Source organism: Comamonas flocculans, from assembly GCF_007954405.1.
In the GTDB taxonomy this organism is placed as follows: domain Bacteria; phylum Pseudomonadota; class Gammaproteobacteria; order Burkholderiales; family Burkholderiaceae_C; genus Comamonas_C; species Comamonas_C flocculans.
Window position 1 is genome coordinate 2914160 of the sequence record NZ_CP042344.1, and the last position, 22006, is coordinate 2936165.

23 protein-coding genes are annotated in these 22006 nt (G+C 66.3%); 9 read left to right on the forward strand and 14 right to left on the reverse strand.

Features of this window, described 5'->3' with window-relative positions; translation table 11 throughout:
* Positions 1–130 precede the first annotated feature (130 nt).
* Together FOZ74_RS13955 and FOZ74_RS13960 are read right to left on the reverse strand one after the other, a co-directional pair.
* A complete protein-coding gene (locus tag FOZ74_RS13955; protein WP_146913619.1) occupies positions 131–1357 on the reverse strand; it encodes a PQQ-dependent sugar dehydrogenase in 1227 nt (408 codons plus the stop codon).
* A gap of 134 nt (positions 1358–1491) precedes the next feature.
* The gene (locus tag FOZ74_RS13960; protein WP_146913620.1) at positions 1492–1794 is read right to left on the reverse strand and encodes a hypothetical protein; all 303 of its coding nucleotides are present in this window, start codon (positions 1792–1794) and stop codon (positions 1492–1494) included.
* 34 nt (positions 1795–1828) lie between these two features.
* On the opposite strand from FOZ74_RS13960, the gene FOZ74_RS13965 reads away from it, so the two are divergent.
* The 5 genes from FOZ74_RS13965 to FOZ74_RS13985 all read left to right on the forward strand — a co-directional run bounded on the left by FOZ74_RS13965 (position 1829) and on the right by FOZ74_RS13985 (position 8269).
* Positions 1829–2785, forward strand: coding sequence for a M23 family metallopeptidase (locus FOZ74_RS13965; protein ID WP_255437637.1), 957 nt, complete (start codon positions 1829–1831; stop codon positions 2783–2785).
* A 148-nt stretch (positions 2786–2933) separates the two neighbouring features.
* Positions 2934–5672 carry a preprotein translocase subunit SecA gene (gene secA / locus FOZ74_RS13970; RefSeq protein ID WP_146913621.1) on the forward strand — a complete coding sequence of 913 codons (2739 nt, stop codon included), beginning with the start codon at positions 2934–2936 and terminating at the stop codon, positions 5670–5672.
* Between the two features lie 15 nt (positions 5673–5687).
* The gene (argJ, locus tag FOZ74_RS13975; RefSeq protein ID WP_146913622.1) at positions 5688–6917 is read left to right on the forward strand and encodes a bifunctional glutamate N-acetyltransferase/amino-acid acetyltransferase ArgJ; all 1230 of its coding nucleotides are present in this window, start codon (positions 5688–5690) and stop codon (positions 6915–6917) included.
* Positions 6918–6962: 45 nt separating this feature from the next.
* Positions 6963–7835 (forward strand): ATP-binding protein, encoded by an 873-nt coding sequence (locus FOZ74_RS13980; RefSeq protein WP_146913623.1) that lies wholly within the window; start codon positions 6963–6965, stop codon positions 7833–7835.
* Positions 7836–7888: 53 nt separating this feature from the next.
* A complete protein-coding gene (locus tag FOZ74_RS13985) occupies positions 7889–8269 on the forward strand; it encodes an NUDIX domain-containing protein (protein ID WP_255437861.1) in 381 nt (126 codons plus the stop codon).
* A gap of 56 nt (positions 8270–8325) precedes the next feature.
* Here the strand turns inward: FOZ74_RS13985 and FOZ74_RS13990 are convergent, their stop codons facing one another.
* The gene (locus FOZ74_RS13990; RefSeq protein ID WP_146913625.1) at positions 8326–8547 is read right to left on the reverse strand and encodes a DNA gyrase inhibitor YacG; all 222 of its coding nucleotides are present in this window, start codon (positions 8545–8547) and stop codon (positions 8326–8328) included.
* Between the two features lie 77 nt (positions 8548–8624).
* On the opposite strand from FOZ74_RS13990, the gene FOZ74_RS13995 reads away from it, so the two are divergent.
* From FOZ74_RS13995 to FOZ74_RS16090, 3 genes are read left to right on the forward strand one after another with little or no spacing between them, the layout of a single operon-like run.
* A complete protein-coding gene (locus FOZ74_RS13995; RefSeq protein WP_146913626.1) occupies positions 8625–9560 on the forward strand; it encodes a sulfurtransferase in 936 nt (311 codons plus the stop codon).
* Positions 9557–10654, forward strand: coding sequence for a YeeE/YedE thiosulfate transporter family protein (locus tag FOZ74_RS14000; RefSeq protein WP_146913627.1), 1098 nt, complete (start codon positions 9557–9559; stop codon positions 10652–10654). The genes FOZ74_RS13995 and FOZ74_RS14000 overlap by 4 nt, the downstream gene beginning before the upstream one ends.
* Positions 10655–10670: 16 nt before the next feature.
* The gene (locus tag FOZ74_RS16090) at positions 10671–10835 is read left to right on the forward strand and encodes a hypothetical protein (protein WP_186764601.1); all 165 of its coding nucleotides are present in this window, start codon (positions 10671–10673) and stop codon (positions 10833–10835) included.
* Between the two features lie 84 nt (positions 10836–10919).
* Here the strand turns inward: FOZ74_RS16090 and grxD are convergent, their stop codons facing one another.
* From grxD to hemA, 4 genes are all read right to left on the reverse strand, one after another.
* Entirely contained in the window at positions 10920–11246 is a 327-nt protein-coding gene (gene grxD, locus FOZ74_RS14005; RefSeq protein ID WP_146913628.1) for a Grx4 family monothiol glutaredoxin, read from the reverse strand.
* Between the two features lie 45 nt (positions 11247–11291).
* Entirely contained in the window at positions 11292–12155 is an 864-nt protein-coding gene (gene prmC / locus FOZ74_RS14010; RefSeq protein ID WP_146913629.1) for a peptide chain release factor N(5)-glutamine methyltransferase, read from the reverse strand.
* A gap of 52 nt (positions 12156–12207) precedes the next feature.
* Positions 12208–13287: a peptide chain release factor 1 gene (gene prfA, locus FOZ74_RS14015; RefSeq protein ID WP_146913630.1), complete on the reverse strand. Its 1080-nt coding sequence runs from the start codon at positions 13285–13287 to the stop codon at positions 12208–12210.
* A gap of 87 nt (positions 13288–13374) precedes the next feature.
* The gene (gene hemA, locus FOZ74_RS14020; protein WP_146913631.1) at positions 13375–14679 is read right to left on the reverse strand and encodes a glutamyl-tRNA reductase; all 1305 of its coding nucleotides are present in this window, start codon (positions 14677–14679) and stop codon (positions 13375–13377) included.
* A gap of 39 nt (positions 14680–14718) precedes the next feature.
* On the opposite strand from hemA, the gene FOZ74_RS14025 reads away from it, so the two are divergent.
* Positions 14719–14994, forward strand: coding sequence for a DUF4175 domain-containing protein (locus tag FOZ74_RS14025; RefSeq protein ID WP_146913632.1), 276 nt, complete (start codon positions 14719–14721; stop codon positions 14992–14994).
* On the opposite strand, the gene ugpQ is transcribed toward FOZ74_RS14025, so the two are convergent.
* The 7 genes from ugpQ to ugpB all read right to left on the reverse strand — a co-directional run bounded on the left by ugpQ (position 14995) and on the right by ugpB (position 21896).
* The gene (gene ugpQ, locus FOZ74_RS14030; RefSeq protein WP_146913633.1) at positions 14995–15747 is read right to left on the reverse strand and encodes a glycerophosphodiester phosphodiesterase; all 753 of its coding nucleotides are present in this window, start codon (positions 15745–15747) and stop codon (positions 14995–14997) included. It lies immediately after the preceding gene.
* 55 nt (positions 15748–15802) lie between these two features.
* Positions 15803–16825, reverse strand: coding sequence for a sn-glycerol-3-phosphate ABC transporter ATP-binding protein UgpC (gene ugpC, locus FOZ74_RS14035; protein ID WP_146913634.1), 1023 nt, complete (start codon positions 16823–16825; stop codon positions 15803–15805).
* 6 nt (positions 16826–16831) lie between these two features.
* Entirely contained in the window at positions 16832–17374 is a 543-nt protein-coding gene (locus FOZ74_RS14040) for a hypothetical protein (protein WP_146913635.1), read from the reverse strand.
* Positions 17375–17558: 184 nt separating this feature from the next.
* On the reverse strand, positions 17559–18542 hold the full coding sequence (locus tag FOZ74_RS14045; RefSeq protein WP_146911817.1) for an IS5 family transposase: 984 nt from the start codon (positions 18540–18542) through the stop codon (positions 17559–17561).
* 66 nt (positions 18543–18608) lie between these two features.
* Positions 18609–19463 carry a sn-glycerol-3-phosphate ABC transporter permease UgpE gene (ugpE, locus tag FOZ74_RS14050; RefSeq protein WP_146913636.1) on the reverse strand — a complete coding sequence of 285 codons (855 nt, stop codon included), beginning with the start codon at positions 19461–19463 and terminating at the stop codon, positions 18609–18611.
* A gap of 82 nt (positions 19464–19545) precedes the next feature.
* A complete protein-coding gene (gene ugpA / locus FOZ74_RS14055) occupies positions 19546–20427 on the reverse strand; it encodes a sn-glycerol-3-phosphate ABC transporter permease UgpA (protein WP_146913637.1) in 882 nt (293 codons plus the stop codon).
* 152 nt (positions 20428–20579) lie between these two features.
* On the reverse strand, positions 20580–21896 hold the full coding sequence (gene ugpB, locus FOZ74_RS14060; RefSeq protein ID WP_146913638.1) for a sn-glycerol-3-phosphate ABC transporter substrate-binding protein UgpB: 1317 nt from the start codon (positions 21894–21896) through the stop codon (positions 20580–20582).
* Positions 21897–22006 lie beyond the last annotated feature (110 nt).

The following is a 22006-nucleotide window of genomic DNA, read 5'->3' on the forward strand; positions in this document are numbered from 1 at the left end:
CACCACGCTGCGGGTCGGTGCTTCGGATGACCGCGCCTGGACGGTGTCCAAAACTGCCGGGGCGACATCGGGCTGCTGACCGCTTGCAGCCGTGGGCGATGGTCCGCGCGTTGCAACGACCTCGGGGTGATCACTTTGGCGTGAGCCGATACAAGCCGCCCTCGTGGCTGTCTTCGATCAACCACAGGGCACCATCGGGCGCCTGCTCGACGTCGCGGACGCGAAAGCCTACCGTCCAGTGCTCGGCTGGTTGCGCGCTCGCGCCGTGCACCTCGATGCGGTGCAGCGCGCGGCTGACGAGGCCGGATGCGAACGCCGAACCCTTCCACTGTGGAAACATTGCGCCGCTGTAGAACATCAGGTTGCCGGGCGCGAAAACGGGCGTCCAGTAGATCACGGGCTGGGCGAGATCGGGGCGCGTGTCGGGGCTTGCAATGGGCACGCCGTTGTAGTTCACCGCGTAGGAGACCAGCGGCCAGCCATAGTTCTTGCCCGGCTCGATCAGGTTGAGTTCGTCGCCGCCACGCGGTCCGTGCTCGAGTACCCAAAGGCGGCCGTCCGGCGCGAACGCGAGGCCGTAGGGCGTGCGATGGCCCGAGGTCCAGGTCTCGGACGGCGTCAGATTGGGACCGTCAAAGACATGGGTGCGCACAACCGGTGCGGCCTTGGCGGCCTGGGTGTCTCTTGGCGGATCGATCACGGGGACCGACCGTGCGCCAGTCTTGCCTTCCATGGGGTTGCCTGGTGCGGGCTTGCCGTCCAGGGTCAGCCGCAGGATTTTGCCGAGCGGTTGGTTCGGATCCTGGGCGGGGGTCATGCGCTGCCGATCGCCGGCCGCGAGGAAGAGAAACTTCTGGTCGGGTGAAAAGGCCACGGCGGCGCCGACCTGGCCTCCCTTGCCCTTGATCGGATCGCGCCAGATGACCTTCAGGTCTTGCAGCCTGGCGGTGCCTGTGCCGAGCCTGAGCGTCGCGCGGGCGAGCGCCAGGCTCGAGGTGCCCCGGACCTGTCCGGGCTCCGAATAGGTCAGATAGATCGCCCCGTCGCTCGCGTGGGACGGTGCGAGATAGACACCGAGCAGGCCGTTCTGGCGTTGATGGAACACCGGCGGCACGCCAGTGACTTGGAGCTTCTGCCCGGACGGGGTCGTGAGGAAGAGCCTGCCGGGCTTCTCGGTGACCAGCATGCGCCCGTCCGGCAGGGAGGCAATGCGCCACGGCAGATCGAACTGCGCAACCTTGGTGAGCTTGAACGGCGGTGATGGGGTGGCGGGCAGACTTCCGGCATTGATCTGCGCGACCGCAGCCGTTGCGCCCAGGAGCAACCAGAGAATGGGTCCGAGCTTCGGGAATTGCATGCTTCGCTCCTCAGTGGGCCGTCCGAGGAGTATGCGGCTACCGCGAGAGCAATGCCGGGCACCGGGCCATCGGCGCGACGGGTGCCGGGCCTCGCCTCCCGCAGGCTACGCCGCTGGCGTTTGCAGAGGCCGCGTCAGTCGGGTTGAATTTTCAGCCTGATCGCGCTAACCTCCCACCCCTTGCCGCGCAGGTGTGCAACAAACACCGGCAGCAGCTGCCTGAACTTGTTGGCAGCGGCGTTGCTGCGCACCAGCAGGCACCAGGTCTCGCCCTCGATGGGGCCGGCCTGCACCTGCGAGCGCAGCGGCATGGGGATGAGCGTCTGCAGCGACTGCAGGCGCTCTTTCGATTCGTGTGCCAGCGCCGCCAGGCGGGCGAGTGCGGGCGCTTCCTGGCTGGCCTGTTCCAGTGAGATGGCGTAGTGGCGACGCTGCACGGGCGAACTTGTTGCACAAAGAGGAGTGTGCATTGTGCACCTGATCATTACCGACCTTCATGCGACCAGGAGTCGTGTGCTCAACGTGGGCTGGACGCATGTGCTGGCCGCGATGGCGGCGCTGGTCCTTCTGGGCGCGGCCCTGATGTGGCTGGCGCTGCAGGCGGAAAGCCTGCCCGCCGCCATGGCCGAACGCACCGCCGTGCTCTGGCCTGCGCCGGACCGCGTGCTCGAGCGCCAGGAGCGCGCAGCCCGCGCCAGCCTGGACGCGATGGCGCGCAAACTCGGCGAGATGCAGGCGCGGCTGATGCAACTCGAGTCGCTGGACGAGCGCGTTCGCGGCCTGGCGGGCCTGCCGCCCGTCAAATGGGAGCCGGTGCCGGGGCAGGGCGGCATCCTGCTGGACGACAGGCCGCTGAGCATGCAGGAGTTCGACGACATGCTCACCGCGCTGGTACAGCGCACCGACGCCCGGCACGACCGCATGCTGACCATTGAATCGCGCCTGGTGGATCAGCAGGCGCGCACCACGCTGGTTCCGTCGATGCTGCCGGTGGCCGGGCGCCCCGTGGGTTCACCCTTTGGCACCCGCATCGACCCGATCAACGGCCATGTCGCACGCCACACCGGCCTTGATTTTCCGGCGCCCTCGGGCACCGCCATCACCGCGGCCGCGGGGGGCGTGGTGGTCACGCAGCAGTTTCACCGCGAATACGGCAACATGGTGGAGATCAGCCACGGCAATGGCCTCATCACCCGCTACGCCCACGCCTCCAGGGTGCTCGTCAAGAAGGGCGATCTCGTGCGCCAGGGGCAGAAGATCGCCGAGGTCGGCGCCACTGGCCGCGTGACCGGGGCGCACCTGCATTTCGAGGTGCTCAAGGATGGCGTCTGGCAGAACCCCAGCAGCTTCCTGTTTGCCGGCGAAGGCAAGTCGCCCGTGCAGATGGTCGCCGGGCGCGAACACAGTGTCGAGCCCGGGCAACAGTAAAATGCTCGGTTTCGGGCTTTGCCTGGCTGGCGAGCGCTGAGTTGCTGACCCTTGCAATCGGCTTTCGCGGCCTGCATCTGCACCTGTTTCTTCTTTGAGGTCAATCACCGTCCGCCGGCCCCCGGCCCGGCGTGGCGGCGGCATCCGCATGGGCACCAATTTCTTCACCAAACTCCTGGGCAGCCGCAACGACCGGCTGCTCAAGCAATACCGCAAGACCGTTCGCCGCATCAATGCGATGGAGGCCGACCACGAGAAACTGAGCGAACAGGAGCTGCGCGGCAAGACGCAGGAGTTCCGTGACCGTCTGGCCAAGGGAGAAACCCTGGACGATCTGCTGCCCGAAGCGTTTGCGGTGGTGCGTGAAGCCTCCAAGCGCGTGATGAAGATGCGCCACTTCGACGTGCAGCTCATCGGGGGCATGGTGCTGCACTACGGCAAGATCGCCGAAATGCGCACCGGCGAGGGCAAGACGCTCACGGCCACGCTGGCCGTCTACCTGAACGCGCTGGCGGGCAAGGGCGTGCACGTGGTGACGGTGAACGACTACCTGGCCAGCCGCGACGCCCAGTGGATGGGGCGGCTGTACAACTATCTGGGGCTGAGCGTGGGCATCAACCTGCCCAACATGCCGCGCGAGGAAAAGCAGGCTGCCTACAACGCCGACATCACCTACGGCACGAACAACGAGTACGGCTTCGACTACCTGCGTGACAACATGGTCTACGAGGGGCGCGACCGGGTGCAGCGGCCGCTGAACTACGCCATCGTCGACGAGGTGGACTCCATCCTGATCGACGAGGCGCGTACGCCGCTCATCATCAGCGGCCAGGCCGAGGACCAGACCGCCACCTACCTGGCGATGAACAAGGTGGTGCCGCTGCTCAAGCGCCAGGAGGGCGAGGCCAACGCGCGCACCGGTGAAGGCGTGATCACGCCGGGTGATTTCACGGTGGATGAAAAGCAGCGCCAGGTCACGCTCACCGAGCAGGGCTTTGAAAGCGCCGAGCGCATTCTGGCCAGCCAGGGGCTGATACCCGAAGGCCAGTCGCTCTACGCGGCCTCCAACATCTCGCTGGTGCACCATCTGTATGCGGCGCTGCGCGCGCACCACCTGTTTCACCGCGACGAGCACTACGTGGTGCAGGACGGCGAGGTGATGATCGTCGACGAGTTCACCGGCCGCCTGATGGCCGGGCGGCGCTGGAGCGAAGGCCTGCACCAGGCGGTGGAGGCCAAGGAAGGCGTGAACATCCAGGCCGAGAACCAGACGCTCGCCTCGATCACCTTCCAGAACTACTTTCGCCTCTACGCCAAGCTCTCGGGCATGACCGGCACGGCCGACACCGAGGCCTATGAATTCCAGGACATTTATGGCCTGGAGACCGTCATCATCCCGCCGAACAAGCCCAGCCGCCGCGACGACCAGCTGGACCGCGTCTACAAGACCACGCGCGAGAAATACGAGGCGGCCATTGCCGACATCCGCGAGTGCTACGAGCGCGGCCAGCCGGTGCTGGTGGGTACGTCTTCGATCGAGAACTCCGAGATCATCGACGAGCTGCTGACCAAGGCCGGGCTGCCCCACCAGGTGCTCAACGCCAAGCAGCACGAGCGCGAGGCGGAAATCATCGCCCAGGCCGGTCACACCAAGTCGATCACGATTGCCACCAACATGGCCGGGCGCGGCACCGACATCGTGCTGGGCGGCAACATCGACAAGGGCATTGCGGCGCTGCAGGCCGACGAGTCCCTCTCCGAAGCCGAGCGCGAGCGCAAGCTCGAAGAGCTGCGCGCGCAGTGGAAGGCCGACAACGAGAAGGTGATGGCGCTGGGGGGCCTGCGCATCATCGCCACCGAACGCCATGAATCGCGGCGCATCGACAACCAGCTGCGCGGGCGCTCCGGCCGCCAGGGCGACCCCGGTTCCTCGCGCTTTTACCTCAGCCTGGACGACCCGCTCATGCGCATCTTCGCGGGCGAGCGCGTCAAGTCCATCATGGAGCGCCTGAAGATGCCCGACGGGGAAGCCATCGAGGCCGGCATGGTCACGCGCAGCATAGAGAGCGCGCAGCGCAAGGTGGAAGGGCGCAACTTCGACATGCGCAAGCAGCTGCTGGAGTACGACGACGTCTCCAACGAGCAGCGCAAGGTGATCTACCGCCAGCGCAACGAGATCCTGGATGCGGCCGACCTGTCGGACATGATCGCAGCGATGCGCGACGCCTGCATGACCGACGTGGTGCGCCTGTACGTGCCCGCCGAGTCGGTGGAGGAGCAGTGGGACCTGGCGGGGCTGGAAAAGGACCTTGCCTCCAACTGGCAGCTGAATGTGCCGCTGGTGCAGCAGGTGCAGGCCTCCGAGGTGCTGTCCGACGAAGACATCGTCGAGCAGGTGGTGAACGCCGCGCGCGAGGCCTTCGAGGCCAAGGTGGCGCTGGTGGGCAAGGAGAACTTCCACCAGTTCGAGCGCGCGGTGCTGCTGCAAAGCCTGGACACCAGCTGGCGCGACCACCTCACCGCGCTGGACTACCTGCGCCAGGGCATCCACCTGCGCAGCTATGCCCAGGTGCAGCCCAAGCAGGAATACAAGCGCGAATCCTTCGAGATGTTCCGCCAGCTGCTGGACCACATCCGCGACGAGGTCACGCGCGTGATGATGACCGTGCAGGTGCAGTCGCCCGAGCAGGTGGACCAGGCGGCCGAAGCCGTCAATGCGCGCAACGAGAGCGTCACCAACGTCACCTACAGCGCGCCCACCGAAACCGGCGAGGCCGCGGTGACTGCCGCGGCGGCGGCAGCGGCCGTTCCGCGCGTCGGTCGCAACGATCCCTGCCCCTGCGGCAGCGGCAAGAAGTACAAGCATTGCCACGGCAAGCTGGCCTGAACCCTGGGAGCCGAGATGCCCGTCAACCTTCAGACCCCGGTGGCCGAACATCTGCATCCCGTGGAGGGCCTGCGCATGGGCAGTACCGAAGCCGGTGTGCGCAAGCCGGGGCGCAAGGACCTCACGGTCCTCCTGCTCGACGAGGGCGCCGCCGTGGCGGGCGTGTTCACGCAGAACCGTTTTTGCGCCGCGCCGGTGCAGATCTGCCGAGAACACCTGGCCGCGGGTAGCGACGTGCGCGCCTTGCTGATCAACACCGGCGTGGCCAATGCCGGCACGGGGGAGCAGGGCCTGCTCGATGCGCGCAAGAGCTGCGCCCAGCTGGCCTGGCAACTGGGCGTGCAGCCACAGCAGGTGCTGCCGTTTTCCACCGGCGTGATCATGGAGCCGCTGCCGCTGGAGCGCATTCTTGCCGGCATGCCCGCAGCGGTGTCCGATGCGCAGCCGCGGCACTGGCTGCGCGCCGCCCAGGCCATCATGACGACGGATACCGTGCCCAAGGCTTTCAGCACCCAGATCGCGATTGCCGGTGTGCCGGTGCACGTGACCGGCATTGCCAAGGGCGCCGGCATGATTCATCCGAACATGGCGACGATGCTGGGCTTTGTCGCCACCGACGCGAACATCGCGCCCGAACTGCTGCGCGTCGCCGTGCAGGAGCTGGCCGGCCAGTCCTTCAACCGGGTGACGGTGGACGGCGACACCTCCACCAACGACTCTTTCATCCTCATGGCCACGCGCAAGGCGGCGCACGCGCCGATCACCGCGCTGGACAGCGACGAGGGCCAGGCCTTGATGTCCGCGCTGCGCGGCGTGGCGCAGCAGCTCGCGCAAGCCATCGTGCGCGACGGCGAGGGGGCCACCAAGTTCATCAGCGTGCGCGTGGAGCAGGGCGCGGACACCGCGGAATGCCTGAAGGTGGCCTACGCCATCGCGCATTCGCCGCTGGTCAAGACCGCCTTCTTCGCCAGTGACCCCAACCTCGGGCGCATTTTGGCGGCGGTGGGCTACGCGGGCATCGCTGACCTGGACCAGACGAAGATCGAGCTCTATCTGGACGAGGTGCACGTGGCCACGCGCGGCGGGCGCCACCCCGCCTACCGCGAGGAGGACGGCCAGCGCGTGATGCAGCAAAGCGAGATCACGGTGCGCGTGCTGCTCGGGCGCGGCAGCGCGCAGGACACCGTCTGGACCTGTGACCTGAGCCACGACTACGTCACCATCAACGCCGACTACAGATCCTGAAAACCATAGCGGCTTGCGCTTGTCCGGTGCGGGCTGCAAGCCAAAATGAACGACAAACTGGATTTGCTGCTGGAGCGTGCCAACCAGCTCATCACACGCATCGAGACCATCCTGCCCAGGCCGCTTGCCGCGCCCGACTGGGACGGCGCCATCGCCTGGCGCTACCGGCGCCGCGCCAGCGGTGGCAGTGCGCTGGAGCCGGTGCGCCACATCGCCGCGATGCAGCTCGACGACCTCAAGGAGGTCGAGCCGCAAAAAGAAAAACTGCGGCGCAACACCGAGCAGTTCGTGGCCGGCAAGCCTGCCAACAACGTGCTGCTGACCGGCGCGCGCGGCACCGGCAAGTCTTCGCTCATCCGGGCCTGCCTGCAGGCCTACGCGCCCCGGGGCCTGCGCCTGATCGAGGTGGACAAGGGCGACCTCACCGACCTGCCCGACATCGTCGAGATCGTCGCCGCGCGGCCGGAAAAATTCATCATCTTCAGCGACGACCTCAGCTTCGATGAAGGCGAGCCGGGCTACAAGGCGCTCAAGAGCATCCTGGACGGCTCGGTGGCCGCGGCCACGCCCAACGTGCTGATCTACGCAACGAGCAACCGCCGCCACCTGCTGCCCGAGTACATGAAGGAAAACCTCAGCTACCAGCACTCCGAGGACGGCGAGCTGCATCCGGGCGAGGTGGTCGAGGAGAAAATTTCGCTCTCCGAGCGCTTTGGCCTGTGGCTGAGTTTCTATCCCTTCAACCAGGACGAATACCTCGCCATCGCCGGCCAGTGGCTCGCGCACTTCGGCGTCGCGCCCGAAGCCATTGAGGCGGCGCGGTCCGAGGCGCTCTTGTGGGCGCTGGAGCGCGGCTCGCGCAGCGGCCGCGTGGCGTGGCAGTTTGCGCGCGACTACTCCGGGCGCACGGCGGCGTGAAGCGCCGGCACACCGAGGTCGCGGCGGGCATCCTGCTGCGTGCAGACGGGCAGATGCTGCTCACCAGCCGCCCCGAGGGCAAGCCCTATGCGCTCTACTGGGAGTTCCCGGGCGGCAAGCTGGAGGCGGGTGAGAGCGTGGAGCAGGCGCTGCGCCGCGAGCTGCAGGAAGAGCTGGGCATCACCATCGCCGCCGCCCATCCCTGGCAAGTGACCGAGCACGACTATCCACATGCGCTGGTGCGCCTGCACTGGTGCAAGGTGTTCGACTGGCAGGGCGAGCTGCAGATGCGCGAAGGTCAGCGGATGGCCTGGCAGAGCTGGCCACCGACGGTGCGGCCCCTGCTGCCAGGTGCCTTCCCGGTGCTGCAGATGCTGGCGCAGGAGAGGGGCTTGCCTTTCGATGCCCGGGCCCTTGGTGCTGAAGGGTCTTGAAAGCATAGCTGCAAGCGCTTGCCAGCATTGGGCTCAAGCGCGTTTTGGCTGAAAATTCAGGGCAGCTGCCGGGGGTCTCCGAAAGGGGCATCATCGGGCGGGGCGCTGCTCGGCACGCGAAACTCTTCTGCCGCCCAGGCGCCCAGGTCGATCTGGCGGCAGCGCCGGCTGCAAAACGGCCGGTAGCGGTTGCTCGGGGCGAACAGGCTGGGTTGGCCGCAGGTGGGGCAGGGCACGGTGGCCGGCGTGCCGGCGGGTTCTTCAGGCTTTTCAGTCATAAGCAAAATGGAAAAATGTCCTTGGTCGCGCGGGGCATGCACCGGACAATAACCGGTTGGCCCCGGGCGGATGAAACATGAAGTATTGGCTGCTTGCCTTTTTGCTGTGGTGCGGCGCCGCTTTTGCGGCGCAGCCCTTGCTCAGCTCGGACGAGCTCGAGCCGCTGCTGGCCGACCCTGCCGTGCGCATCGTCGACATCCGCGATGCCCAGAGCTTTGCCGGCGGCCACATCGAAGGTGCGCACAACGCCCCCTACAACGAATGGCTGGGTCCGCCGGAAAACTTCGGCATTCTGCCGCCTGCCCAAGACATGGTGGCCCTGGTGCGGCGCCTGGGGCTCACGCCAGAAAGCCATGCCGTGGTGATTTCCGCAGGCAGCGACGGCACCGACTTCGGCGCGGCCGCGCGCGTGTACTGGATGCTCAAGTCGCTGGGCGTGAAAGAGCTGTCCATCCTGGACGGCGGCATGCAGTCCTGGGACTTCGACGGCATGGCCACCACCAAAAGCGTGAGTGATCCGGCGCCCAGCCAATGGCAGCCGCAATGGAACCCGCGCTGGACTGCCACGCGCGCGCAGGTACTGGCGCACGTGCAAAAGGGCGACGCGGTGCTGCTGGACGTGCGCCCCGAGAATTTCTACCTTGGCCAGTTCAAGGCGCCCATGGCACGCATGGCCGGTACCCTGCCCGGCGCGGTGCAGCAGGACTTCACGCGCTGGGTGCAGAACGGCTCGGCGCTGTCGGTCGCACCCGAGGAGGCACGCCGGCTGGCGCAGGAGATCCAGCGCCCTGCGGGGCAGGACCTGGTGGTGTTTTGCAACACCGGCGTGTGGTCCGCGCTGGTGTGGTTCGAGACGCATGAAATCCTGGGCATGAAGGACGTGAAGATCTACCCTGGCTCCATGGTGGACTGGGTGCAAGCGGTGCCCATGCTGCCCACGCTCCATGCGCCCGGCCGCGGCGAACAGATCGTGCAGGCGTTTGCGCAGGCATGGAAGAACCTGAAGAAATGAAGCGCCTCCCCCTCCTCGCCTTGATGGCGGTCTTCTTTGCCTGGATGCTCTGGAGCGTTTCCATGCGCCAGGCGCTGCTGTTCCTCGCCGGCATCGGCCTTGGGGTGGCGCTGGCCGGGCAGCGCTTCGGCTTCACCACGGCCTGGCGCATCCTGGTGGAGGACAAGAACCCCAGCGGCGTCGTCGGCCAGCTCATCGCCTTCGGGCTGGCGGCGCTGCTGTGCATGCCGCTGCTCGGGCACTACGGCGAGCTGACCGCGGCGCTGGGCCCGCCCAGCGTCAGCCTGCTCGTGGGCGCCTTCACCTTCGGCCTGTGCATGCAGGTGGCCGACGGCTGCGGCAGCGGCGTGTTCTACAAGGCGGGCATGGGCATACCGCTGAATACCGCCATCCTGCCGCTGTTTGCGGTCGGCAGCTTCCTGGGCAGCTGGCATCTGGGCTGGTGGCTGGAGCTGGGGCGCACCGAGCCGGTGGGCTTTGTCACCTTGCTGGGCTGGCAGCGGGCGCTGGCGCTCACGCTGGTGGCGCTGGCGCTGATCGGCGTGGGCGTGGCCTGGTACACGCGCCGCTGGCACCGCGCGCGCGGCGCGGCGGCGCCGCAACTGTGGGTGCGCAAATGGGTCGTGGGCGCCATCATGATCGCGGCGTTCGCCGCGCTGGTGCTGTTCATCTCGGGCAACCCCTGGGGCATCATCTACGGCCCGGGGCTGTGGGTGGCCAAGATGGCCACCTCGGCCGGCGTGGTGGACCCGGCGCACAACTGGTTCTGGAGCCTGCCGGACAACGCCGCCATCCTGCAGCAGAGCGTGCTGCTCGACGTGACCACCATCACCAACGTCGGCATCCTGGCCGGGGCGCTGTGGGTGAGCGCCGGCAAGCCGGCGGCGCACAAACCGATGACGGGCAGGCAATGGAGCGTGGCCTTGCTCGCGGGGCTGCTGCTGGGCTACAGCTCGCGCCTGGCCTTTGGCTGCAACATCGGGGCGATGTTCTCGGGCATCTCCACCGGTTCGATCCACGGCTGGATCTGGGCCCCGATGGCCTTCGCCGGCACCATCTTCGGCCTGCGCATACGCAGGCGCATGGGCTATTGAGGGAGGTGGGCAAGCGATGAAACCCGCCGCGCTGCGTACCGTCTTCTGGCTGCTGTTCGCCGCCTTCCTGGCCTGGGACTACAACGCCTCGCCGCCGGTCGACCTGCGCTGGGAGCTGGCGCCGATCGCCGCGGGTTCGGGCCAGGCCACCCAGGGCGGGCACTGCTCCATGCCCGAGTGAGGGCGGGCTGCGCGGCTGCGCCCGCCCGCGGCATGGCCCCGGGCGCAGCCGCGCAGCGATGCTCCGGACGGCGCAGCAGCCGTATCAGGCCTGGACTTCGGCCAGCAGGGTCCTGAGCTCGCCCGACTCGTACATCTCCATCATGATGTCCGCGCCGCCGACGAGTTCGCCCTTGACGTAGAGCTGCGGAATCGTCGGCCAGTTGCTGTATTCCTTCACGCCCTGACGGATCTCCTCGTCGTCGAGCACGTTCACCGTGGCAAGCTGGTCCAGGTCCACATCCAGGGCCTTGAGGATCTGCACCGCACGGCCGGAAAAACCGCACATCGGGAAATGGGCGTCTCCCTTCATGAAAAGCAGGATGGGGTTGCTCTTGACCAGTTGGTCGATGCGTTGCTGGACGTCGCTCATGAAAAACTCCTGAAAACCTTGCCACCGCTGGCAGTGGGGGCTGAATTATTCCACCCCCGCGGCCGCGGGGATGCGCGGCGCGGGTATTGCCCCGCCGGTGCAGCGGGTGATACCCGCGAGGTCCTTGCGGCCTTGCACCTGGATAAAGCCGCTTTCCTGCATCAAGGCCTGGACCTGGCTGGCCTGGTCGTGGCCGTGTTCCAGCAGCAGCCAGCCGCCCGGGCGCAGGCGCGCCGGCGCCTGACCGACGATGGCGCGGATGTCGGCCAGCCCGTCCGCGCCGCTCACCAGCGCCATGCGCGGCTCGTGCGTGAGCGCCGCCAGGTGCGGGTCGCCCTCCGCAACGTAGGGCGGGTTGCTGACGATGAGGTCAAAGCATTCGGCCACGCCCTCAAGCCAGTGGCCGTGGCGCAGGTGCAAGGGCAGGGCGAGCGCCTGCGCATTGGCCCGCGCGAGCGCCAGCGCCGCCTCGCTCGCGTCCACCGCGCTCACCTGGGCGTCGGGGCGCCGCGCCTTGAGCGCCAGGGCGATCGCCCCGCTGCCCGTGCCCAGGTCGATGGCATGCGGCGCAGACAGGGGCGCCAGGACTTCAAGCGCCCAATCGACCAGGGTTTCGGTGTCGGGGCGCGGATCGAGCACGCGCTCGTCCACGGCCAGGTCCAGCCCATAAAAGGCCTTGCGGCCGGTGAGATAGGCCACGGGTTCGCCCTGCAGGCGGCGCTGGACGAACCCGGCAAAGGCGATCTGCGCACCAGCGGGCAGCGCGTCGTCATCGTGGGCGATCAGCCAAGCGCGGTCGTGCGCGGCGCGGCCCAGCGCATGCAGCAGCAGCATTTGCGCGTCGATGCGCGCCAGGCCTTGGGCCTGGGCTTGCTGCAGGGCGAAGCGCATGGTGGTGGTGCTGCTCATTGTATTGGTAGCTGCCAGCGCTTGTCGGGCAAGGGCTGGAGCCGTATTTGGCTCAATTTTCTTCCAGCTCCGCCAGCAGCTCGGCCTCGCGCGCGCTGCGCAGGGCTTCGAGCACCTCGCCCAGGTCGCCGTCCATCACCATCTGCAGCTTGTAGAGCGTGAGGTTGATGCGGTGGTCGGTAAGCCGCCCCTGCGGGAAGTTGTAGGTGCGGATGCGATCAGACCGGTCGCCGCTGCCCACCAGGCCCTTGCGCAGCGCCGCTTCCTTCGCGGCGCGTTCGCTGCGCTCCTTTTCCTGGATGCGCGCCTGCAGCACGCGTAGCGCCTGCGCCTTGTTGGCGTGCTGGCTGCGCCCGTCCTGGCATTCGGCGACGATGCCGGTGGGCAGGTGCACCACGCGCACGGCGGAGTCGGTCTTGTTGATGTGCTGGCCACCCGCGCCGCTGGCGCGGAAGGTGTCGATGCGCAGATCGGCGGGGTTGAGCGTGATGGCCTCGTGTTCGTCGGGTTCGGGCATGACGGCGACGGTGCAGGCGCTGGTGTGGATGCGTCCCTGGGTTTCCGTCACCGGCACGCGCTGCACGCGGTGGCCGCCCGATTCAAAGCGCAGCCAGCCGAAGACCTGCTCGCCCTCGATGCGCAGCACCACCTCCTTGTAGCCGCCCAGCTCACTTTCGTGCGCGCTCATCACCTCCACGCGCCAGCCGACGTTGGCGGCATGGCGGGTGTACATGCGCGCGAGGTCGGCGGCGAACAGGGCGGATTCATCACCGCCGGTGCCGGCGCGGATTTCAAGGAAGGCGTTGCGCTCGTCTTCCGGGTCCCTGGGCAGCAGCAGGCGCTGCAGCTCGGATTCGAGCTGGGTCAGCTCGGTCTGCGCGCCATCGATTTCGTCCTGCGCCATCTCGGCCATTTCAGGGTCGTCCAGCAGCGCCTGGGCGGCCTGGGCATCGGCCTCGCGCTGCAGGTAGCGGGACCAGCGACTGGTGACGGCGCTGACTTCGGCATGCTCGCGCGAGAGCGTGCGGTACTGCTGCATGTCGCCCATGATGTCTTCGCGCGAGAGCAGGAAGTCCAGCTCCTTGAGGCGCTCGGCGTGGCGTTCCAGCTGGTGGCGGAGAAAGGGTTTCATCGAAAGCGGAAAGATGGTTTGCTACTTCTTGAGTAGCTGGCAGCGCTTGCTGCGCAAGGGCTGGAGGCGGATTTGGCTTGAAATCCGCTACAGCCCGTTCTGGCTGCGGCTGGAGCGCAGGAACAGGCGCGATACCGTCTCGGCGGTGTGGCTGCGGGTTTCGGCGTCGCCGGCGCGCAGCTCGGCCATGGCGCCGTGCAGCATCTTCTGCGTGAGGCCGCGCGAGAGCGCCTCGAGCACGCTGTCCACGTCCTGCCCCTTGGCCAGGAGCTTCTTGGCGCGGGCGATCTCCTGCGCGCGCCAGTCGTCGGCCTGCGCATGCAACTGCTGGATCAGAGGCACCACCGCGCTGGCGCCGTCGGCGCCCTTGCGCAGGTCCATCCAGTGCATGAAGCCCTGCACGCCCACGTCGATGATGGCCTCGGCCTGGGCCACGGCCGCCTCGCGCTGGGCCTGGCCGCTGTGCACCACGCCGGCGAGGTCGTCCACCGTGTAGAGGTAGACGTCGGGCACCTGCTTGACCTCGGGTTCGATGTCGCGCGGCACCGCCAGGTCCACCATGAAGATGGGGCGGTGGCGGCGTTTCTTCAGCGCGCGCTCGATCGCGCCCAGGCCGATGATGGGCAGCTGGCTGGCGGTGCAGCTGATGACCGCGTCGAATTCGTGCAGGTGCTCGGGCAGGTCGGCCAGGCGCATCACGCTGGCGTCAAAGCGCGTGGCGAGCTTCTCGCCGCGCTCCAGCGTGCGGTTGGCGATGGCGATCTGCCGGGGCTTGCGCGCCGCGAAGTGGGTGGCGCACAGCTCTATCATCTCGCCCGCGCCGACGAAGAGCACGCGGATCTGCGCCAGGTCCTCGAACAGCTGGCCGGCCAGGCGCACCGCGGCCGCGGCCATGCTGATGCTGTGCGCGCCGATGTCGGTGCTGGTGCGCACTTCCTTGGCCACCGCGAAGCTGCGCTGGAACAGCTGGTTGAGCGTGGAGCCGAGCGCGCCCGCGCCTTCGGCCGCGCGCACCGCGTTCTTCATCTGGCCGAGGATCTGCGCCTCGCCCAGCACCATGCTGTCCAGGCCGCTGGCCACGCGAAAGGCATGGCGCGCCGCGCCGTCGCCCTGGTGCAGATAGGCGTGGGGCTGCAACTGCTGCACGCTCAGGCCGCCGCGCGCGGCCAGCCAGTGCAGCGTGTGCTCGGGCACCAGCAGGTCGGCCGCGCAATAGACTTCGGTACGGTTGCAGGTGGACAGCAGCGCGGTTTCCACCGGCCGGCCCTGGGTGCCGAGCGAGGCACGCAGGCCCTGCAGCGCTGGCGCGATCTGGTCCATGGCGAACGCGAAACGGCCACGCAGGTCCAGCGGCGCCGTATGGTGGTTGATGCCCAGGGTCCAGACTGCCATGGGCGGGGATTATAAAATTTGTGCGCCCCCGCGCCTACCATGAGCTTTTTGTCCTTCCTCAAGCATCTGCTGGCTTTTTTTGCCCCCGCGCCGGCGCTGGCGCTGGCGCTGGTGCTGCTCGGGCAACTGCTGCTGCGTACGCATGCCAGGCAGCGCGGCTGGCTGGCACCGCTGGCGCTGCTCACCGTGCTGGGCTGCGCGGTGCTGCTGGCGGGGCTGTGGCTGCTGGGCAGCGACGGGCGCATGGCCACCTATGCGGCGCTGGTGCTGGTGCTGGCCAGCGCGCACTGGCTGCAGCTGCGCGCCTGGCGCTGATCAGCCGGCGGGACTGAAGAGCTCCACCCGGTCGGTGATGATGCCGTCGGTGCCCAGGTCCTGCAGATGGCGCGCGCTTGCTTCGTCGTTCACGGTGTAGCTCAGCGTGCGCAGGCCGGCGGCGCGGGCGGCGGCCACGGTGTCGGAATTCCACAGCCGATAGTTACACACCAGCGCCGCGCAGGCGTGCTCGCGGGCGACGGACAGCGCCTCGGGCCGCGCTTCGTCCAGCAGCAGGCCGCGGGCCAGCGCGGGCGCGCCCTCGTGCGCCCCGGCCAGGGCCGCGGGCTGAAAGGAGGTGAGCAGTGGCCCCGCCGCCTGCCCCTGCCACAGCCGCGCCGCCAGCCGCGCGACGGCCAGGCCGGTGGCGTGTTCGGTGCCGGGCGTGGGCTTGATCTCGATGTTCAGCTGCAGGTGGTTGGCCAGGCACCAGCGCGCGACGCGCTCCAGCGTGGGCAGCGGCTCGCCGGCGAATTCGCGCGAGTGCCAGCTGCCGGCGTCCAGCTGGGCCAGTTCCCCCCAGCTGCGCTCGCCGGCGCGGCCCTGGCCGTTGGTGGTGCGCTCCAGCTCGCTGTCGTGCAGCAGGAACACCACGCCGTCGCTGCTGAGCTTGGCGTCGCATTCGAACATGCGCCAGCCGTGGCGTGCGCCGAGGCGAAACGCGGCCAGGGTGTTCTCGGGCGCGAGCTTGCCCGCGCCGCGGTGCGCGATCCAGCGCGGGTAGGGCCAGGCGGGGAGTTCGGTTTTTGGCATGTTTTCAGGCTCCAGCCCTTGTGCGGCGGGCGCTGGAAGCTAGCAAAAACGTAGTTCAGGCTTCGATGCGCAGGCCGGTGGTGGCATCAAAGCCGTGGATGCGGTCTTCCAGCGGCAGCACGCGCAGCGTCTGGCCGGGCAGGGGGCGCTCCTCGGTTTCGTTCATGCGCACGATCATGCGTTCGCCCTCGGGCCCGCCCAGGTGGCCGTGCACCAGGCGCTCGGCGCCGAGCATCTCCACCGTGTCCACCTGCAGCTCCCAGCCGCCGGAGGCCACCACGCGCAGGTGTTCGGGGCGTATGCCCAGCAGCACGCCGTCGCGCACGCCGGGCACACCCGAGAGCAGATTCATCGGCGGCGCACCGATGAAGCCGGCGACGAAGGTGGAAGCGGGGCGGTGGTAGACCTCTTCGGGCGTGCCGAACTGCTCCATGCGCCCGGCGTTCATCACGATCATGCGCTGCGCGAGCGTCATCGCCTCCACCTGGTCGTGGGTGACGAACAGGCTGGTGATGCCCAGCTCGCGGTGCAGTTTCTCGATTTCCAGGCGGGTCTGGGCGCGCAGCTTGGCGTCCAGGTTGGACAGCGGCTCGTCGAACAGGAAGACCTGTGGCTGGCGCACGATGGCGCGGCCCATGGCCACGCGCTGGCGCTGCCCGCCCGAGAGCTCGCGCGGCTTGCGCGCCAGCAGCCCGGAGAGCTCAAGGATGGCGGCGGCCTTGTCCACCCGCGCCTTGATCTCGGGCGCTGGCACCTTCTTGATCTTCAGCCCGTAGGCCATGTTGTCGAACACGCTCATGTGCGGGTAGAGCGCATAGTTCTGGAACACCATGGCGATGTCGCGCTCGGCCGGCTCCAGGCGGTTGACCACGCGCGTGCCGATGGAGATCGTGCCTTCGCTGATTTCCTCCAGTCCGGCCACCATGCGCAGGAGCGTCGACTTGCCGCAACCCGAGGGGCCGACGATGACGACGAACTCGCCGTCCGCGATGTCGGCGGTCACGCCGTGGATGACCTGGTTGGCCTTGGGGCCGCTGCCGTAGCGCTTGATGACGTTGTTGAACTCTATATTCGCCATGAGTTTTTATTGAATAGTAATGCCAGTAACTTCCTTGGCGATTCGTTTGGCCAAATCAATTCGACCCCAAAACTCTGTCACAAAATTCTTAAAACCCCAAATTGATATCCAATACGTATCTGGAATTTGCTCGTCTTTATTTTCTGGCATAAAGATGACAGCGGCTAAAAGGCCCCAAACCAACTGTTCATGCAGAACTAAATTGCCTGTATTGTGATCAATGCCTAAGCTAATATTTTTATTCCAGGTGATCTTGCTATTTTTCTCATCACTGTGCACTGACCCGCAACGAAGCACATGGTATACGATCTCGTCTATTCCAATTGTTCCAGTAGAATTGGGTGGAATTTCTGGGTGGTGAAACGGAACCCTGACTTCCGATGACATCAGGCCAGGAAACCCGATGAGTGTGATGAGCCACATCGATTTTTGAATAAAATCTTTAAAAATCTTTCGGCCAGATCGCTTTGCACCCGCGACGCGTTGGGCTGTGATATCTAGAGCGATACAGGTTGGGGTCAGAGCGGAAACCACTTGGCCTGTGCCCATATAATCAATTGCCTCTTTTACCCGCTGCCCTACGCTTAGGGAAGGTCTGCACAACCCGCCTCATGGCGCAAGCTGACGCGTGAACATTCACATGGTGAAACCGAAGCCGAATTTGCGTCAGATTTCCCGCTCTTTCGGCCAATTTCAGCCGTATTGCGGGCTCTCGCCCGTGCTGCAGGCGCACTCATGCCCGCGCTCCCTGCAAAATGCGCTTGCGCACCATCCACAGATTGGACAGCGCAAACAGCACCAGAAGCTGGCTGGTGTTCTTGGCCAGGCCCTTGTAGCGCACCTTGCGGTGGCCAAACTGGCACTTGAGAACTCGGAACTGGTGCTCGACCTTGGCGCGGATACGCGCCTTGACGGTCTCCATCTGATCGAGCAACACATCCAGGGGGCGGTTCTTGTCGAGCTTCTTGCGCTTGCCCGGCATCATGGCGATGTGCCAACGGGTATCGGGGTGTTGATCCTGTACTTCGCCACGCTTGTCAACACCTCGGTAGCCCGAATCTGCAAAGACTTGTGTTTCCTCGCCGTGCAACAGCGCCGCTGCCTGCGTGATGTCGTGGGCGTTGGCGGCCGTGGTGGTGACGGTGTGCACCAAGCCCGAATCGGCATCCACGCCAATGTGCGCCTTCATACCGAAGTGCCATTGGTTGCCCTTCTTGGTTTGGTGCATCTCAGGGTCGCGCTGCCCATCCTTGTTCTTGGTGGAACTGGGTGCGGCAATCAAGGTGGCATCGACCACGGTGCCGCTCTTGAGCAGCAGACCACGGGCGGCCAGTTGGGCATTGACGGTGGCAAGGATTTGAGCTGCCAGCTCGTTCCTCTCCAAGAGGTGTCGAAAGCGCAGGATGGTGCTTTCGTCGGGCAGGCGGGTGATGCCCGCGTCCAAGTGGGCGAACTCTCGGTACAGGGGAACGTCGTGCAAGGCTTCTTCCATCGCCGGGTCGGAGTGCCCGAAGAATTGCTGCAGCAGGTGAATGCGCAGCATCGTCTCCAGCGCAAAGGGAGGGCGCCCCGTCTTGCCTGCAGGCGCGTGCGGTGCAATCAGCGCCAGAAGATCAGGCCATGGGATGACGGCATCCATCTCATCGAGGAATGCACGCTTGCGCGTCCTCTTGGGGGAAAGTTCAAATCCGCTTGTGGCAAGGCTCATTTGCTTCATGGGTGTTCAACGTCCGAGGGGCTCAGGTGGTGGACTTTTGCAGACCTTTCTTAGCATTATTTACCTTCATTTCTCCGTATCCACCAGGCCCTTGACGAACCACTTCTGCATCAGGATGACGACGATGGCCGGCGGGATCATGGCCAGGATGGCGGTGGCCATGACCACGTTCCATTCCACGTAGATCTCGCCGAAGATGGCGCGCTTGATGCCCAGCACGATGGGGTACATGTCCTCGCTCGTCGTGGCGATCAGCGGCCACAGGTACTGGTTCCAGCCGTAGATGAACTGGATCACGAACAGCGCCGCCATCGTCGTCTTGGACAGCGGCAGCAGGATGTCGACGAAAAAGCGCATCGGCCCGGCGCCGTCCATGCGCGCGGCCTCGGCCAGCTCGTCGGGCACCGTGAGGAAGAACTGGCGAAACAGGAAGGTGGCCGTGGCCGAGGCGATCAGTGGTACCGTCAGCCCCGCGTAGCTGTTGAGCATCTTCAGGTCGGAGACCACCTGGTAGGTCGGGCCTATGCGCACTTCCACCGGCAGCATCAGCGTGATGAAGATCATCCAGAACACCAGGCCGCGAAACGGAAAGCGAAAGTACACGATGGCGAAGGCCGACAGCAGCGAGATCGCGATCTTGCCCAGCGCGATGCCCATGGCGGTGACGAAGCTCACCCACAGCATGGGCCAGCCCGGCGGGATGGTGCCGCCCGCGGCCACCTTGCCGCCCATCAGCGCCAGGTAGTAGCTGTTGTAGATGTTGCCCCCGGGCAGCAGCGACAGCGGGTTGCTGCCGGTGATCTGCGCCGCCGTCTGCGTGCTGGCGACGAACGCCACATAGACCGGGAAGGCGATGACGAGCACGCCCAGGATGAGCACGGCGTGCGAGACGAAGTCCAGGACGGGGCGGCGCTCGATCATGTCAGCGCCGCCCGGCCGCCCGAAGGCGCTGAGGCCCCCTCGGGGGGCAGCGAACGAAGTGAGCGTGGGGGCATGATCAGTTTCAGTACTGGACCTTCTTCTCGACGAAGCGAAACTGGAACACGGTCAGCAGGATGACGACCGCCATCAGCACCACCGACTGCGCGGCCGAGCCGCCCATGTCCAGCGCCTTGAAGCCGTCGTAGTAGACCTTGTAGACCAGGATGGAGGTGTCCTTGCCCGGCCCGCCCTGGGTGGCTGCGTCCACGATGGCGAAGGTGTCGAAGAAGGCGTAGATCACGTTCATCACCAGCAGGAAGAAGGTGGTGGGCGAGAGCAGCGGAAAGACGATGCTCCAGAAGCGCTTCCAGGGCGAGGCGCCGTCGATGGTGGCCGCCTCGATAACCGAGGAGGGCACCGACTGCAGCCCCGCGAGGAAGAACAGGAAGTTGTAGGAAATCTGCTTCCACACCGATGCCATGACGATCAGCGCCATCGCGTCGCGCCCGCTCAGCAGGTGGTTCCAGTCATAGCCCAGCGCCTGCAGGGTGTAGGACACCACGCCCCAGGGCGAGGCGAACATCATCAGCCAGAGCACGCCGGCCACCACGGGCGCGACCGCATAGGGCCAGATCAGCAGCGTCTTGTAGATGGCCGCGCCGCGCACCACGCGGTTGGCCATTACCGCCAGCAGCAGCGCCACGCAGATGCCGATGACCGCCACCAGCACGGAAAACAGCGCGGTGGTGTAGAAGGAATCGACGTAGCTCGGGTCTTCCCAGAGGCGGCGGAAATTCTCCAGGCCGACGAATTCGCGGCTGGTGCCGAAGGCGTCCTCCTGCAGCACGCTCTGGTAGAGCGCCTGGCCCGCGGGCCAGAAGAAGAACACCAGCACGATCGCCATCTGCGGCGCCACCAGCACCCAGGGCAGCCAGGCGGACTTGAAGCGAACGCGTTTTTCCATGGAGGGCGATGGTAATCGACGCCCGGCCGCTGCCGCAGGGGCGCCGGGCTCAGGGAAATATGAAAAACAATAGCGCCTTGCGCACTATTGGCGGGGCTTGCAGCCGGAAATGTCCAGAATTTCGCAGCGCAAGCCCCGGGCTGGGCGGGCTCTCAGCCCTTGTTCGCCTTCTGGAAGCGTTCGAGCTGTTCGTTGCCGCGCTTGACGGCGGCGTCCAGCCCTTCCTTGGGCGTCTTCTTGCCCGACCAGATGTTCTCGGTTTCCTCGTCGATGATGGTGCGCACCTGCACGAAGTTGCCGATGCGTATGCCACGCGACTTGTCGGTGGTCTTGCGGATCATCTGCGTGACGGCCACGTCCGCGCCCGGGTTTCCCTTGTAGAAGCCGGATTTTTCAGTCAGTTCGTAGGCGGCCGTGGTCACCGGCAGGTAGCCGGTGCGCTGGTGGCTGGCGGCGGCCACTTCGGGCTTGGCCAGGTAGCTCAGGAACTGGCCCACGCCCTTGTAGACCTCATTCTTCTTGCCGGACATCACCCACAGGCTGGCCCCGCCGATCACCGAGTTCTGCGGCGCGCCGGCCACGTCGGGGTAGTAGGGCATGGTGCTCACGCCGAAGTCGAACTTGGCGTTGCGCTTGAGGTTGCCCAGCAGCCCGGCCGAGGCCGTGGCCATCGCGCATTCACCCGAGACGATGGTGGCGTCGGCCGCGTTGTTGCGCCCCTTGTAGACGAACAGGCCCTGCTTGGCCATGTTGGCCAGGTTTTCGAAGTGGCGCACGTGCAGCGGGCTGTTGAACTCCAGGCGCGTGCCCATGCCGCCAAAGCCGTTGTTCAGCGAGGAGAACAGCACGTTGTGCCAGGCGGAGAAGTTCTCCAGCTGCGTCCAGCTGATCCAGCTCGTGGTGAACGGACACTTGTGGCCGGCGGCCTTGAGCTTGCCCGCCGCCAGCACCACTTCGGGCCAGGTCTTGGGTGGCTTGCTGGTGTCCAGCCCCGCGGATTTGAAGGCGTCCTTGTTGTAGTAGAACACCACCGTCGAGCTGTTGAAGGGCATGCTCAGCATCTGCCCGTTGGGCGCGGTGTAGTAGCCGGCCACGGCGGGCACGTAGGCCTTGGGGTCGAAGTTGACGCCGGCCATCTTCATGACCTCGGCCACCGGCTTGATCGCGCCCTTGCTGGCCATCATGGTGGCGGTGCCCACTTCGAACACCTGCAGGATGTCGGGCGCGTTGCCGGCGCGAAACGCCGCGATGGCGGCCGTCATGGATTCGTCGTAGCTGCCCTTGAAGGTGGGCACCACCTTGTAGTCCTTCTGGCTGGCGTTGAACTGGTTGGCCAGGTCGTTGACCCATTCGCCCAAGGCGCCGCCCATGGAATGCCACCACTGGATCTCGGTCTGGGCCTGCGCGGGCATGGCCATGGCCATGGACAGCATTGCGGCGCCGGCCAGCGCCAAGGGTTTGAATCGCATGAATGCTCCTTGTTCTATCGGAAAAGGGAACGGCCGCCGCGCGGGCTGCGCGGCCTCGGTCCACTGTGCTCGGTTGCTTTTTTCGCACAGCGGTTTGTTTGGCGCAACCG